Source organism: Amycolatopsis sp. NPDC045836 (genome assembly GCF_056431745.1).
Genome location: NZ_JBWKKF010000032.1, coordinates 20,829 through 34,194, shown reverse-complemented (window position 1 = coordinate 34,194; position 13,366 = coordinate 20,829). Strand labels below are relative to the sequence as shown.

The 13,366-nt window shown below is 69.9% G+C and carries 16 protein-coding genes; 3 read left to right on the top strand and 13 right to left on the bottom strand.

Features of this window, described 5'->3' with window-relative positions; translation table 11 throughout:
- Positions 1 to 5: 5 nt before the first annotated feature.
- From atpA to AC07EG_RS36945, 10 genes are all read right to left on the bottom strand, one after another.
- Positions 6 to 1,646, bottom strand: a complete 1,641-nt coding sequence (atpA, locus tag AC07EG_RS36990) for a F0F1 ATP synthase subunit alpha (RefSeq protein ID WP_478257925.1) — start codon at positions 1,644 to 1,646, stop codon at positions 6 to 8.
- A gap of 55 nt (positions 1,647 to 1,701) precedes the next feature.
- The gene (locus AC07EG_RS36985; RefSeq protein WP_478257924.1) at positions 1,702 to 2,520 is read right to left on the bottom strand and encodes a F0F1 ATP synthase subunit delta; all 819 of its coding nucleotides are present in this window, start codon (positions 2,518 to 2,520) and stop codon (positions 1,702 to 1,704) included.
- 6 nt (positions 2,521 to 2,526) lie between these two features.
- On the bottom strand, positions 2,527 to 3,078 hold the full coding sequence (locus AC07EG_RS36980; protein WP_478257923.1) for a F0F1 ATP synthase subunit B: 552 nt from the start codon (positions 3,076 to 3,078) through the stop codon (positions 2,527 to 2,529).
- 29 nt (positions 3,079 to 3,107) lie between these two features.
- Positions 3,108 to 3,362, bottom strand: coding sequence for an ATP synthase subunit c family protein (locus AC07EG_RS36975; protein WP_478257922.1), 255 nt, complete (start codon positions 3,360 to 3,362; stop codon positions 3,108 to 3,110).
- Between the two features lie 64 nt (positions 3,363 to 3,426).
- Positions 3,427 to 4,221, bottom strand: coding sequence for a F0F1 ATP synthase subunit A (gene atpB, locus AC07EG_RS36970; protein WP_478257921.1), 795 nt, complete (start codon positions 4,219 to 4,221; stop codon positions 3,427 to 3,429).
- 332 nt (positions 4,222 to 4,553) lie between these two features.
- A complete protein-coding gene (locus tag AC07EG_RS36965) occupies positions 4,554 to 5,015 on the bottom strand; it encodes a hypothetical protein (protein WP_478257920.1) in 462 nt (153 codons plus the stop codon).
- A gap of 588 nt (positions 5,016 to 5,603) precedes the next feature.
- On the bottom strand, positions 5,604 to 6,755 hold the full coding sequence (locus AC07EG_RS36960) for a glycosyltransferase family 4 protein (RefSeq protein WP_478257919.1): 1,152 nt from the start codon (positions 6,753 to 6,755) through the stop codon (positions 5,604 to 5,606).
- A 17-nt stretch (positions 6,756 to 6,772) separates the two neighbouring features.
- A complete protein-coding gene (locus AC07EG_RS36955) occupies positions 6,773 to 7,420 on the bottom strand; it encodes an L-threonylcarbamoyladenylate synthase (RefSeq protein ID WP_478257918.1) in 648 nt (215 codons plus the stop codon).
- A gap of 22 nt (positions 7,421 to 7,442) precedes the next feature.
- On the bottom strand, positions 7,443 to 8,306 hold the full coding sequence (gene prmC, locus AC07EG_RS36950) for a peptide chain release factor N(5)-glutamine methyltransferase (RefSeq protein WP_478257917.1): 864 nt from the start codon (positions 8,304 to 8,306) through the stop codon (positions 7,443 to 7,445).
- A gap of 13 nt (positions 8,307 to 8,319) precedes the next feature.
- The gene (locus tag AC07EG_RS36945) at positions 8,320 to 8,664 is read right to left on the bottom strand and encodes a MerR family transcriptional regulator (RefSeq protein WP_478257916.1); all 345 of its coding nucleotides are present in this window, start codon (positions 8,662 to 8,664) and stop codon (positions 8,320 to 8,322) included.
- A gap of 59 nt (positions 8,665 to 8,723) precedes the next feature.
- Between AC07EG_RS36945 and AC07EG_RS36940 the strand changes: the two genes are divergently transcribed.
- Complete coding sequence (locus AC07EG_RS36940; protein ID WP_478257915.1) at positions 8,724 to 9,497, top strand: alpha/beta fold hydrolase; 774 nt, start codon at positions 8,724 to 8,726, stop codon at positions 9,495 to 9,497.
- A 3-nt stretch (positions 9,498 to 9,500) separates the two neighbouring features.
- On the top strand, positions 9,501 to 10,295 hold the full coding sequence (locus tag AC07EG_RS36935) for a TIGR03619 family F420-dependent LLM class oxidoreductase (RefSeq protein ID WP_478257914.1): 795 nt from the start codon (positions 9,501 to 9,503) through the stop codon (positions 10,293 to 10,295).
- Here AC07EG_RS36935 and AC07EG_RS36930 read toward each other — a convergent pair.
- The 3 genes from AC07EG_RS36930 to rpmE all read right to left on the bottom strand — a co-directional run bounded on the left by AC07EG_RS36930 (position 10,292) and on the right by rpmE (position 12,609).
- Complete coding sequence (locus AC07EG_RS36930) at positions 10,292 to 11,182, bottom strand: hypothetical protein (RefSeq protein ID WP_478257913.1); 891 nt, start codon at positions 11,180 to 11,182, stop codon at positions 10,292 to 10,294. The genes AC07EG_RS36935 and AC07EG_RS36930 overlap by 4 nt on opposite strands.
- A 54-nt stretch (positions 11,183 to 11,236) precedes the next feature.
- The gene (gene prfA, locus AC07EG_RS36925) at positions 11,237 to 12,304 is read right to left on the bottom strand and encodes a peptide chain release factor 1 (protein WP_478257912.1); all 1,068 of its coding nucleotides are present in this window, start codon (positions 12,302 to 12,304) and stop codon (positions 11,237 to 11,239) included.
- Positions 12,305 to 12,381: 77 nt separating this feature from the next.
- A complete protein-coding gene (rpmE, locus tag AC07EG_RS36920) occupies positions 12,382 to 12,609 on the bottom strand; it encodes a 50S ribosomal protein L31 (RefSeq protein WP_478257911.1) in 228 nt (75 codons plus the stop codon).
- A 203-nt stretch (positions 12,610 to 12,812) separates the two neighbouring features.
- On the opposite strand from rpmE, the gene AC07EG_RS36915 reads away from it, so the two are divergent.
- Positions 12,813 to 13,337: a CHAP domain-containing protein gene (locus tag AC07EG_RS36915; protein ID WP_478257910.1), complete on the top strand. Its 525-nt coding sequence runs from the start codon at positions 12,813 to 12,815 to the stop codon at positions 13,335 to 13,337.
- The last annotated feature ends 29 nt before the right edge of the window (positions 13,338 to 13,366 follow it).

Below are 13,366 nucleotides of genomic sequence, written 5' to 3'. Positions count from 1 at the left end.
GCGCTCTACTTCTTCGGGGCGGGCTTGTTGACCTTCACGGTCTCCTGCCCGACCTTGTCGGCGTCCATCGCTTCCGCCTCGACCTCTCCCAGGGTGTGGCCCTCGGAGGTGGTGAAGCCCTTCTTGAACTCCTCGATCGCCTCGACGAGTTCCGCGGCGTCCGCGTCCTCGAACTGCTTGGTGTCGCGGATGCGGCCGAGGACCTCACCGTGCTTGCGGCGGAGCGAGTCCATGAATTCGGTGTTGAACCGGCGCACGTCCTCGGTGGGCACCGAGTCGTAGTGGCCGTTGGTGCCCAGGTGCACGATGGCGACCTGCTCCTCGGCCGGGATCGGCGAGTACTGCGGCTGCTTGAGCAGCTCGTACAGCTTCTCGCCGCGGTCCAGCTGGGCCTTCGACGCCGCGTCCAGGTCGGAGGCGAGGGCGGAGAACGCCTTCAGCTCCTGGTACTGCGACAGGTCGATGCGCAGCGAACCGGAGACCTTGCGCATCGCCTTGATCTGCGCCGAACCACCCACCCGGGACACCGAGATGGTCACGTCGACCGCCGGCCGCTGACCCGCGTTGAACAGGTCCGACTGGAAGAAGCACTGGCCGTCGGTGATCGAGATGACGTTGGTCGGGATGTAGGCCGACACGTCGTTCGCCTTGGTCTCGATGATCGGGAGACCGGTCAGCGAACCGGCACCCAGCTCGTCCGAGAGCTTCGCGCACCGCTCGAGCAGCCGCGAGTGCAAGTAGAAGACGTCGCCGGGGAACGCCTCGCGGCCCGGCGGGCGGCGCAGCAGCAGCGACAGGGCGCGGTAGGCGTCCGCCTGCTTGGACAGGTCGTCGAAGACGATGAGGACGTGCTTGCCCTGGTACATCCAGTGCTGGCCGATCGCGGAACCGGTGTACGGCGCGATCCACTTGAAGCCGGCCGAGTCCGAGGCCGGGGCGGCGACGATGGTGGTGTACTCCATCGCGCCCGCCTCTTCGAGGGACTTCTTCACCGACGCGATGGTGGAGCCCTTCTGGCCGACCGCGACGTAGATGCAGCGCACCTGCTGCTTCGGGTCGCCGGTCTCCCAGTTGGCCTTCTGGTTGATGATCGTGTCCACGCAGACCGCGGTCTTGCCGGTCTTGCGGTCGCCGATGATCAGCTGGCGCTGACCGCGGCCGATCGGGGTCATCGAGTCGATCGCGGTGATGCCGGTCTGCAGCGGCTCCTTCACCGGCTGGCGCTCGACCACCGAAGCGGCCTTGAGCTCCAGCGGGCGGCGCTCGGTGGTCTCGATGTCGCCGAGGCCGTCGATCGGCTTGCCCAGCGGGTCGACCACGCGGCCGAGGTAGCCCTCGCCCACCGGGACCGACAGCACCTGGCCGGTCCGCTTGACCTGCTGGCCCTCTTCGACCGACTCCGAGTCACCGAGGATGGCGACACCGATCTGCCGCGCGTCCAGGTTCAGCGCCACGCCGAGCACCCCGCCGGGGAACTCGAGCAGCTCGTTCGCCATGGTCGAGGGCAGGCCCTCGACGTGGGCGATACCGTCACCAGCGTCTACGACGACGCCGACCTCTTCCCGGCTTACGTCCGGGGCGTAACTCGAGACGTAGTTCTCGATCGCGTGGGCGATCTCACCCGAGGAGATCGTCAGCTCCGCCATGTCCGTTCCCGCTCTCGCTTCGTTCTTGCCAGTGTGCAAAGTAGTTGTGCCGTGGCTAGGCCAGCTGGCGCCGCAGCGCGTCCAGCCTGCCCGCGGCCGTGCCGTCGATGACCTCGTCGCCGATGCGGACCTTCAGGCCCCCGATCAGGGACGCGTCCACCTCGACGTGCAGGGCGATCGGCCGGGAGTAGATCCGCTGCAGCTTCTCGGCCAGCAGGTTCTGCTGCTCGTCGGTCAGCTCGCTCGCGCTGGTCACGTAGGCCACCGAGCGCTCGCGCCGCTCGGCCGCCAGTGCCACCAGCGCGTCCAGCCCGAAGCTGACGCCCCGGCCCCTGTTGCGCAGCACGACCTGCTCGGCCAGCAGCTGGACCACCGGGTCCACCTTGTCCGCGAACAGCGAGCGGACCAGGGTGCGCTTGGCTTCGGCGGGTGCGGTCTGCTCGGCCAGCGCGCGCTCGAGTTCCGGCTGGCCGGACACGATCCGCGAAATCCGGAACAGCTGGTCCTCGACCGTGTCGATGTTCCCGGCCTGCTCCGCGCTGGTCAGCAGCGCGGACCGGCCGAGCGATTCGAGCCCGTCGGTCAGTTCCCGCGGGCTGGACCAGCGGTTGCCCGCCACCTCGTCGAGCACCGACAGGGTCGGCGCGCTGACCTTGCTCTCGAGCAGGCGGCGGACCAGGCCCTGGCGCGCCTCGGGCGCGGCGGAACCGTCCGCGACCGCCCGGCGCAGGCCCAGCTCGCGGTCGAGCAGTGCCACCACGGCGAGCAGTTCCTCGCCGACAGCTGACGGGTCGGTGCCCGCCTCACCGAGGACCTCGCCGAGACGGGTCTCGGCGAGGCCCAGAGCCTCCCGGCTCGCAGCATGCAGCGTCATGCGTCTCTACTTCCTGGCTCCGGCCACACCGTTGGCATCGAGTTCGGCGAGGAACCTGTCGACCGTCCCGCGGCGGCGCGCTTCTTCTTCCAGCGACTCACCGACGATCCGGCTGGCCAGCTCGACCGCGTTGCGGCCGAGTTCGGACCGCAGCTCGGCGATGATCTGCGCCTTCTGCGCCTGCAGCTGGGACTCGCCCTGCTGCACGATCCGGCGCTGCTCGGCTTCGGCTTCGGCCCGCAGCTCCGCCTTGATCTGCTCGGCTTCCAGCCGCGCGTCGTCACGGATCTTCGCGGCCTCGGACCGGGCTTCGGCCAGCTGCGCCTTGTACTGCTCGAGCGCCTCTTCGGCCTCGGCCTGGGCCTTTTCCGCCTTCTCGATCCCGCCCTCGATCTTCGCCGTCCGCTCTTCGTAGAGCTTCTCGAAGCGGGGCACCGCGTACTTGCGGAGCAGGAACAGCAGGATCAGGAACGCGATGAGGCCGAGGATGATCTCCGACGGGTGCGGGACGATGGGGTTGGGCCCCTCCGCCGCCAGCACCATCTGGGTGTTCAGCACAGCGTCTCCTTACGCGTCGAGAGAAAGGATCAGCCCGCCGCGAGGAAGTACATAACGATGCCGATCAGCGCCAGCACCTCGACGATGGCGAAGGTGGTCCACGCGAGGCCGAGCAGCTTGCCCTGGGCCTCGGGCTGACGGGCGGTGCCGTTGATGACGGCGGAGAAGATCAGACCCACACCGATACCGGGGCCGATGGCGCCCAGGCCGTAACCGATGGCCGCGAGACCCGGGTTGATGTCGACGGCGGCTTCGGCGGCCTGAGCGAGAACCATGTTGCTCACTTGCGTTTTCCCTTTCACTCGGTCCGCAGGTGCGCGGATCGGGGGCTTGTGTGTTTCTTCTTTTTCAGTGGTCGGCGGACAGCGCCGCGCCGATGTAGTTGGCCGAGAGCAGGGCGAAGATGTACGCCTGCAGGACCTGGATCAGGGCTTCCAGGAAGGTCATGGCGATGGCCATGCCGAACCCGAACACCGAGAACACCGGGAAGACGCCGCCGCCCGCTTCGAGCAGCAGGTACTCGCCACCGAGGGTGAAGACCAGCAGCAGCAGGTGGCCCGAGAACATGGCCGCGAAAACACGGAGGGCCAGCGTGGCAGGCTGCAGGATGAACTTCGACAAGAACTCGATCGGGATCAGCAGCGGCAGCACGAACCAGGGCGCGCCGGGCGGGACCACCTGGTTCTTGATGTAGCCGGCGAATCCGTGGCGCTTGATGCCCACGTAGTTGTAGATCGGGTAGACCACGAGCACCGAGATCGCCAGCGGGAACCCGAAGTGCGCCATCGTCGGGAACTGCACCACCGGGATGATGCCGAAGATGTTGTTCACCAGGATGAAGGTGAAGATCGACAGGATCAGCGGCACGTACGGCTTGAAGTCCTTGGAGCCGATCTGCTCGCGGGCGATGTTGTTCCGCCCGAAGTCGTAGAGCGACTCGGCGATGAACTGGCCCTTGCCGGGGACGATCTTCAGCTTCCTGGAGGAGGCGATGAAGAAGCCCGCGATGATGATCACCGAAAGGATGACCAGCAGCATCGGCTTGGTGAGAAATGTGCCCTCGCCGAAGATCGGGCCGAGGTCGAAGTCCTTCGCACCCGGGGCGACGAACTCGCCACCCTCGGCTAGTACCAGCGCGCCCAACTGGGCTCCTTCCGGTTCTCCCGGCCGGCGTTCACTCCGCCGGGGGAATCGTCACGATCTGGACTTAACGTACCCGACACGGATCGGGCACCCGGAGGCGGATACCACTGTGGGTAGTTCAGGGCCTGACTTCCCGGATTCAGCCAGCCGGGCGCGGTGGGCAGAGGAGCGGTACGACTGGTGCGCCTCTTCGCGTTCCGGGGCTTTGACCCGGGAGAACGGCCTGAGCGCCGCCTCCATGCGCGGACGATACCAGTCGGTGGAACGGTGCCGTACGCCCGTACTCCTAAGCGCCGGTCAGCGGCTTGAGCAGGGCGTTCCGGCGGGGTGGGTCAGGCGGGGATGATCGTCGGGATCTTGGTCCGCTTGAACGCCCGCATCTCGGCGATGGCGGCGACCAGGATGACCGCGATCATGGTGAGGCCCACCGACAGGTCGTGCAGGTACGTCACGTAACGCAGGGCGAACATCACCCCGAAGAGGACGAACAACTTCACCGCGTAACCACCGAGGGCGAACACCAGCACGAAGGTCGGCGGCAGGTTCGCGGTCTTGCGCATCATCATGATGGTGCCGAGCGCCGACAGCAGGGCGATCACCCCGCCGACCAGGGCGCTGACCAGGCCCGGCAGCCCCTGCCAGATGGTCGCCGCGACCACCGCGACGGCCACCACCGCCCCACCGGCGACCAGCATGTCCCGCTGCATCGCCCCGGCCAGCTTGAGCACGGCTTCGGCGTGCGGGTCCGGCTTCTCGGCGGCGGTCGCGGACTCGGTCGCTTCGGTGTCGCTCACCCCCGCAGTGTAGAACCGGGCGATTCCGGCTCGCCGCGAGTGGTCGCGATCGAAGCATTTCACCCATTGTTCACCGGGTGATCGGCTGAGTGGAATCGAACCCGAGCCGATCGCATCGGCCCGGTTTTCGCCGGCGTCGCTGCGGCCGACACGGCTGGACACCCCAACCAGCACACCGCAGCCGCATCGAGGGCACCGGAAGCCTGCACACCGGGCCACGAACGAGCACACCGCCGCCCAGTCACCACGAGCGAACGCCCCGAACCCGCTGATCGAGACCGCACCACACCAGCGCCGCCAACACGAGCAGCGAGCCGCCACAGCTCCCCCAGCGAACACCCCCCGAACCCGCTGATCAAGACCGCCACCACACCAGCGCCCCACCAACACGGGCAACGAGCCGACACAACCCCGAGCGACCACCCCTGGACCCGCTGACCGAAACCGCCACCACACCAGCGCCGCCAACACGAGCAGCGAGCCGCCACAGCTCCCCCAGCGAACACCCCCCGAACCCGCTGACCGAAACCGCCACCACACCAGCGCCCCACCAACACGGGCAACGAGCAGTCGCTCCGGCGGAAGCCGCTAAACCCGCTGCCGGGCCCGCAACCGCGGTACCGCCGAGACCAGGATCGCCAGCAGCAACCCCGCACCCACCAACCAGAACACCGCAGCCGTGTCGAACAGCGTCACCGAGACCACCCCGAAGGCCAGCACGCCCGCCCACAAGTAGATGAGCATGACCGCGCGGCGCTGCGAGTGGCCGATTTCCAGCAGGCGGTGGTGCAGGTGCATCTTGTCCGCGGCGAACGGGCTCTCCCCGCGACGCGTCCGGCGGACCACCGCCAGCAGCAGGTCCAGCAGCGGCACGAACAGCACCGCGGCCACCACCAGCAGCGGCGACAGCAGCGCCAGCGTGTCGGTCGGGTCCACCTGCGAGTACGGGATCTTGCCCGAAGCCGAGGTGCTCGCGGCGGCCAGCATCAGCCCGATCAGCATCGAACCGGAGTCGCCCATGAAGATCTTCGCGGGCTGGAAGTTGTGCGGCAGGAAACCCAGGCAGGCCCCGGCCAGCGCGGCGGCGATCAGCGCGGGCGGGTAGCTGCCCACGTCGCCGCCGGTGTCGTGCAGCACGCCGAGGGAGAACGCGCAGGTGGCCGCGGCGGCGATGAGACCGAGCCCGGCGGCCAGGCCGTCCAGGCCGTCCACGAAGTTCATCGCGTTGACCATCAGCACCACCAGGAACACCGCGAGCAGGCCGCCCTGGTTCTTGTCCAGCACCAGCACCGAGCCGAGCCCGTCGCCCTCGCCCCACGGCACCCAGAACGACACCCACTGCAGGCCGAACAGCACCAGCAGCCCGGCGCACATCACCTGACCGGCCAGCTTGGTCCAGGCGTCCAGCTCGATCCGGTCGTCCAGCGCGCCGATCAGCACGATCAGCCCGCCGCCGATCAGCACGCCGACCGGGTCCAGCGAGTACTCGAAGGCCCGCCGCAGCACCGGCAGCTGGTGGGCCAGCGCCATGCCGCCGACCACGCCGAAGTACATCGCCAGCCCGCCCATCCGGGGAATCGGGATGACGTGCACGTCGCGGGCGCGGGGATTGGCCACCGCGCCGATCTTGATCGCGAACCGGCGCACCACACCGGTCAGCAGGAACGTCAGCGCCGCCGCGGTGAGCCCGACGAGCAGGTACTCGCGGATCGGCAGACCTTGGGTGATCGTGGGGGGCACGGGGAGTTCTCTCGGGTTCAGGCGGTCTGCACGGGGACGCCGAGCACTTCGGACACCGCGTCCACGCGGACCGCGCCCTCGCGCAGCACGAGCGGCTGGTCGCCGGTGAGGTCGACGATGGTCGACGGCACGGGCTCACCGCTGGGGCCGCCGTCGAGGTAGACCGCCACCGAGTCGCCGAGCTGCTCCTGGGCCTGCTGCGCGGTCGCGGCGGGCGGCTGCCCGGAGACGTTGGCGCTGGAGACCGCCATCGGCCCGACCTCGCGCAGCAGTTCCAGCGCCACCGGGTGCAGCGGCATGCGCAGCATCACCGTGCCGCGGGTGGTGCCGAGGTCCCACTGCAGGCTCGGCGCGTGCGGGAGCACAATGGACAAATCGCCCGGCCAGAACGCCTCGATCAGCGCCCTTCCCTGCGGGGGCACGCCGAGCACCAAGCCGTCCACAGTGGACCAGGAGCCGACCAGCACGCCGACCGGCATGTCCGGGCCGCGGTGCTTGGCCCGCAGCAGGGACTGCACGGCGGCCGCGTCGAAGGCGTCGGCGCCGATGCCGTAGACCGTGTCGGTCGGCAGCACCACCAGCCTGCTGGAGCGGACCGCGCCGGCCGCCGCGGTCAGGCCGTCGGCTCGGGAATCGGGTTGGCTGCAGTCGTACACCGCGCTCATGCCCGCAGCCTACTGCGCCCCCTCAGCCGCGACGGGCGGTGGTGAACCTGGGACGCCCGGTGAGGTCGTCGTGGCACCGGACGTCGGTCAGCACGCGCCGCGCGGCGATCAGCTCGGGCACCACCGCGCCGTGCGTCTCGTCGTGCTCGATGGCCAGGCCACCGGTCGGTTTGAGCAGGCGGGCACCCGCGGCCACGGCGTACCGGATCACCTCGAGGCCGCCCTCCTGGGCGAAGACGGCCTGCGGCGGGTCGAAGTCGGCCACCTCCGGCGGCACGTCGGTGCTCGGCGGCACGTACGGCGGGTTGCACAGCACCAGGTCGACCAGGCCGTCGAGTTCGGCGAACATGCTGCCGTCGGCGATGTCCCCGGAGTACAGCCGGATCGCGGTGTCACCGGCCGCCGCCCTGGCTTCGGCGTTGTGCCGCGCCCAGGCCAGCGCCTGCGGATCGACGTCGACGGCGTAGACCACGGCGTCCGGCCGCTCGTGCGCCACGGCCAGCGCCAGCGCGCCCGAACCGGTGCACAGGTCGACCACCACCGGGAACTCCCGGCCGTCGAGCACCGAGAGTCCCCACTCCAGCAGCAGCTCGGTCTCCGGCCGCGGCACGAAGACCCCGGCGCCGACGTCCACGGTGATCCGGCCCATCGGCGCCCAGCCGGTCAGGTGCTGCAGCGGGACCCGCTTGGCGCGCTGGTGCACCAGCTGCCCGATGGCCTCCACCACCGGCGGGTCGACCAGCGGCACCAGCGGCAGCCGGGAGCGCTCGACGCCGAGCACGTGGGCCGCGATCAGTTCGGCGTCGGTGCGCGGGGAGGCGACCCCGGCGCGTTCGAGGATCCTTACCGCTTCGATGATCGCCAGCCGGAGGGGTTGCCGCTTCACGGTGGCCAGCCTGTCACACCGCGGGCAGGTATCCGGCGAGCGCACCGCGGTTGCGCCGCAGCGTGTCGATCCGCGCGTCCAGCTCGGCCAGCTCCTGGCGCAGCGTCTTCACCAGCGCCGGGCACAGGTCGAGCCGGTCGAGGTCCTCGATCGCGCAGGGCAGCACCTCGGCGATCACCTCGGTGGTCAGCCCCAGCTCCAGCAGCTTCCGGATGTGGCGCACGGTGGTCACCGAGTCCGCGTCGTAGCGGCGGTAGCCGTTCGGGTCGCGGTGCGCGGTGAGCAGGCCCTGCTGCTCGTAGTAGCGGAGCATGCGCTGGCTGACCCCGGTCCGGGCCGACAGTTCCCCGATCAGCATTGAGATCCACCCCACGTGAGCTTGACCCTGACATCGATGTGAGTGCTTAACGTCACCGCATGGCTGAACATTTCGCGCACCTGGTCCGGGGTTCGGGCCCCGGCCTGCTGCTGGCCCACGGCGGTGGGGGCAGCATCGAAGGCAACTTCGGCACGATCGTCGACGAACTGGCCCGCACGCACACCGTGGTCGGGCCGGACTACCCCGGTTCCGGCGCCACCCCGCGCAGCGAGACCCCGCTCGACCTGGACGCCGTGGCCGACGAACTGGTCCGCACCGCGGTGGACGCGGGGGTGGAGCGGTTCACCGTGCTCGGTTACTCGCTCGGCACCGGCGTCGCCGTGCGGGCCACCACGCGGCACCCGGACCGGGTCACCGGGCTGATCCTCACCTCGGGCTTCAGCCACCCCGGCAACAAGCTCCGGCTGGCCGCCGAGGTGTGGCGCGGGCTGCTGGACGCCGGCGACCGCCGCCTCCTGGCGAAGTACCTGATGCTGATGGGCACCGGCGAACGGGCGCTGAACGCGCTGAGCCCGGCCGAACTGGACGCCGCGCTCGACGACCTCACCGCCTTCATCCCCGCGGGCTCCCCGGAGCACGTCGACCTGGTGTCCTCGGTGGACACCCGCGCCGAACTGGCCGGGATCGCGGTGCCCACGCTGGTGATCGCCACCCTCGCGGACGGCCTGGCCTCCCCCGCGCTGTCGGCCGAGCTGGCCGCCGGAATCCCCGGCGCCCGCCTCGCCGAAGTCGACGCGGGGCACAACATTGGTGCCGAAGCACGCGAAAAATGGCTGGAATTGATCCAGAAGTTCCTTTCCGAGATTGGTTGATCAATGGACCTCCAAGTGGTGCTGCCGAACGAGTCGCCGGAAATGGAACCGGGCAGGCCAGCCGAAATCGCCGTGCGGGCCGAGGAACTCGGTTATCACACGGCCTGGTTGCCCGACCACGTGTTGCCGCCGGAGGAGTACGGCAGTTTCTACGGCGGTGTGTACGAGCCGTTGATCACGCTGTCCCACCTGGCCGCCCGGACCAGCCGGATCCGGCTCGGCACCTCGGTGCTGGTGCTGCCGCTGCGTGAGCCGTTCTCGCTGGCCAAGCAGGTCGCCACGCTGGACCGGCTCTCCGGTGAACGGCTCACGCTCGGCCTCGGGGTCGGCTGGGACCGCAAGGAGTTCGAGAACGTCGGCTCGGACTTCACCACGCGCGGGGCGCGGACGGACGAGGCCATCGACCTGATGCGCGCGTTGTTCTCCGGTGCGCGTTCTTTCGAGGGCCGGTTCTACGGTTTCGACGGTGGTGTGTTCGAGCCGCGACCACGCGGGAACGTGCGGTTGATGGTCGGCGGAATCAGCGATGCCGCCCTGCGCCGGGTGGCACGGGTGGCCGACGAATGGCAGAGCATCGCCGCCGATCCGGCCGAATTCGCCGGGCAGGTGGCGAGGCTGCGTGAACACGCTGATCGGCCGATCCGGGTGGGCACGCGCATTTCCTGGGACGGGCTGGAACCGACGGTGGACCGCGCCCGGGCCCTGCGTGAGGCGGGCGCGGAGTTCCTGGCCGTCTGGTTCGGCCAGGACGACGGCTACGAAGAACGCATGGCCGCGTTCGCCGGAGCCATGCGCTAGCAGCTCTCCTCGCCGGTGATCGGAGCGGCCGGGTCGAAGTACTCCGTCGGCCGCTTCGCCACCCCACCGGTGGTGCTCACCGTGCGATCGCTGTAGGCGGGGGCCAGCAGCCCCTGCCTGGCGGGCGCGCAGGCGATCGAATAGGTGTACCCCTGGCCCACCGGGGCGGCGAGGCCGCGGTCCTCGGCGGCCCAGCCGGTGCCGTCCCGGTAGGTGAAGTCGAGGTCCCACCGGGCGCCGGTGACCACGTCCAGCGGCGCCGACGCCTGGCTCGGGTCGTCGATGTCGAAGGCGTAGGAGAACACCAGGTTCGTCTTGACCAGCAGCTCGCCCCGCTGCGCGCCCGGCTCGACGCGGATGGTGCCGTTGATCTTCGGCTCGGCGGGCAGCAACCGGAAACCGGGTGCGACCTTGGTGGCGTAGGAGTCCGGCCACGTCGGCTCGCGGAGCTGGTCTCGCACCAGTTCACGGGAGCTGGGCGCGAGCGGCGCGTACAGCGGCTCCAGGTCGGCCCCGGTCAGCACCTGCCGGTTCACCCGGCCCGCGACCAGGAACTCCTTCACCTTGCCCAGCGCGGTTCCCACCTGCTTGGCGGTGAACCCACCGGTGGCGACGGGCTCGGGCAGCTTGAGCGCCGCCTCGCCCTCGGCCCAGTCCTGCGCCGGGGTGCCGAGGAACGGGCGGCTCTTGTCCAGCGACCACAGCGCCTGCGCCAGGTCGGCGTTGGTGCCCACCGGCAGCGGCTCGCGGGCCGCCCGCGCGAAGTAGCTGCCCACCGCGGCGGCGGCCACCAGGACCACCGCCAGCACGAGCAACCCGGCCCGGCCCCGCCGCTTCGGCGCGGGTCTTTCCGGCAGGATGGTCCGGCCGTACTGATCGGTCTGCACTTGTCCCCCTCGTCGATCTACGCACTTCTTCGATCGACAACGGGAAAAGATTCGTTAGCCGGTGTGGGCGGCCAGCCGTTCGTCTCGGTCGGCGGCGCGGAGGGCGTCGAGCACGCCGTCCAGTTCACCGTCGAGCACCTGGTCGAGGTTGTACGCCTTGTAGTTCACCCGGTGGTCGGAAATCCGGTTCTCCGGGAAGTTGTAGGTGCGCACCCGCTCGGACCGGTCCACCGTGCGCACCTGCGAGCGGCGGGCGTCCGAGGCCTTGGCCGCGGCCTCCTCCTCGGCGATCGCCTGCAGCCGCGCCTGCAGCACCTGCAGCGCCCGCGCGCGGTTCTGGATCTGCGACTTCTCGTTCTGGCAGGAGACCACGATGCCGGTCGGCAGGTGGGTGATGCGCACCGCCGAGTCGGTGGTGTTCACGCTCTGCCCACCGGGGCCGGACGAGCGGAACACGTCGATCCGCAGGTCGTTCGGGTCGATCTCGACCTCGACCTCCTCCGGCTCCGGGTAGATCAGCACGCCGGCCGCGGAGGTGTGGATGCGGCCCTGCGACTCGGTCGCCGGCACGCGCTGCACGCGGTGCACCCCGCCCTCGAACTTCAGCCGGGCCCACACGCCGTCGGCCTCGGCGCCCTTGCTCTTGATGGACACCGTGGCGTCCTTGAAGCCGCCGAGGTCGGAGTCCACCGAGTCGAGCACCTCGGCCTTCCAGCCGTGCCGCTCGGCGTACCGCAGGTACATGCGCAGCAGGTCGCCCGCGAACAACGCGGACTCCTCGCCACCCTCCCCCGACTTGATCTCCATCACCACGTCGGAGCCGTCGTGGGGGTCGCGCGGCAGCAGCAGCTCGGTCAGCCGCGCCTCCAGCGCCGGGATGCGCGCGGCCAGCTCCTCGGCCTCGGCCGCGAACGCCGGGTCCTCGGCCAGCTCACGGGCGGCCTCCAAGTCGTCCCTGGCGGTCTCCAGCTCACCGATCGCCCGCACCACCGGGGTGAGTTCGGCGTAGCGGCGGCCGAGCTTGCGCGCCCGGCCCTGGTCGGCGTGCACCGACGGGTCCGCGAGCTGCTGTTCCAGCTCGGCGTACTCGTCGAGCAGCCCGCGCAACGAGCTCGAATCCACGGTCTGTCCTTCTTCCGGAGAGGGGCTGGCGCGAAAACGGCGCCCACCCGCAGTGCGGGTGGGCGCCGTCGGTGAAGCTACTTGGCGTCGGCCTTCTTCTGCCGCTTGCCGTAGCGGGCCTCGAAGCGCGCGACCCGGCCACCGGTGTCGAGGATCTTCTGCTTGCCGGTGTAGAACGGGTGGCAGTTCGAGCAGATCTCGACGTGGATGTCGCCGCTGGTCTTGGTGCTCCGGGTGGTGAAGGTGTTGCCGCAGCCACAGGTCACGTTGGTGACCACGTACTCGGGGTGAATACCGCTCTTCATGGTGTCCTCTCTTGGCTGGCCGCCGGGTCCCCGGGATTTCACGGGGTGAACCGGAGCCGGACGTCAGCGGCTCATTCTGCCAGACGCCGCTGGTAGTCGGTTCAACCGGGCGGGGCCTGCGGATATTCCCCGGCTTGTACGGATCTTGTACATCTTCACGAGAAGGTGCCCGAGTTCGTGAATTCCCGACCGGAGGAGTGGACATGCGCACCAGGAGACTGCTGATCGGGGCCGCCGTGGCGGCGGCCGTCGCCGGCGCGGCGGTGGCCCCGGCCCAGGCGAGCCCGCTGACGGCGGAGATCACCGCCGCCGACGTCAACCCGGCGGCCGGCGCGTTCACCACCGTTCCGGAAGCGGAGCTGTCCACCCTCGGCGCGGGCGACGGCACACCAGCCGGGGCGGTGGCCTGGTTCAAGGCGAGGCTGGGCAGCACCGCCTACCAGGGCTACTGCGAGAAGGCGGTGGAGAACGCCTACGGCACCACCGGCGTCTGGGCCTCGGCGAACGCGCACTGGAACGGCGCGAGCCCGAAGCACACCGACGGCAGCAGGCCGCCGAAGGGCGCGTTCGTGTACTGGAACATCAGCCAGTGGGGGCACGTGGGCATCGCCGACGGCAACGGCGGCATCTACGCCACCAGCATCGGCGGCAAGATCGGCCACGCCTCCAGCGTCAACTACTTCAACAACTACCGCGGCTGGACCCCCGCGGCGGTCCCCCACCAGTAACCTCGAACCCGGACCTCTCGGTGGGGACC

Coding starts and splice junctions, on each gene's coding strand:
- AC07EG_RS36915 (WP_478257910.1), top strand. CDS start 12,813: ATGCGCACCAGGAGACTGCTGATCGGGGCCGCCGTGGCGGCGGCCGTC.
- AC07EG_RS36935 (WP_478257914.1), top strand. CDS start 9,501: ATGGACCTCCAAGTGGTGCTGCCGAACGAGTCGCCGGAAATGGAACCG.
- rpmE (WP_478257911.1), bottom strand. CDS start 12,609: ATGAAGAGCGGTATTCACCCCGAGTACGTGGTCACCAACGTGACCTGT.
- atpA (WP_478257925.1), bottom strand. CDS start 1,646: ATGGCGGAGCTGACGATCTCCTCGGGTGAGATCGCCCACGCGATCGAG.
- AC07EG_RS36985 (WP_478257924.1), bottom strand. CDS start 2,520: ATGACGCTGCATGCTGCGAGCCGGGAGGCTCTGGGCCTCGCCGAGACC.
- AC07EG_RS36955 (WP_478257918.1), bottom strand. CDS start 7,420: ATGAGCGCGGTGTACGACTGCAGCCAACCCGATTCCCGAGCCGACGGC.
- AC07EG_RS36940 (WP_478257915.1), top strand. CDS start 8,724: ATGGCTGAACATTTCGCGCACCTGGTCCGGGGTTCGGGCCCCGGCCTG.
- AC07EG_RS36945 (WP_478257916.1), bottom strand. CDS start 8,664: ATGCTGATCGGGGAACTGTCGGCCCGGACCGGGGTCAGCCAGCGCATG.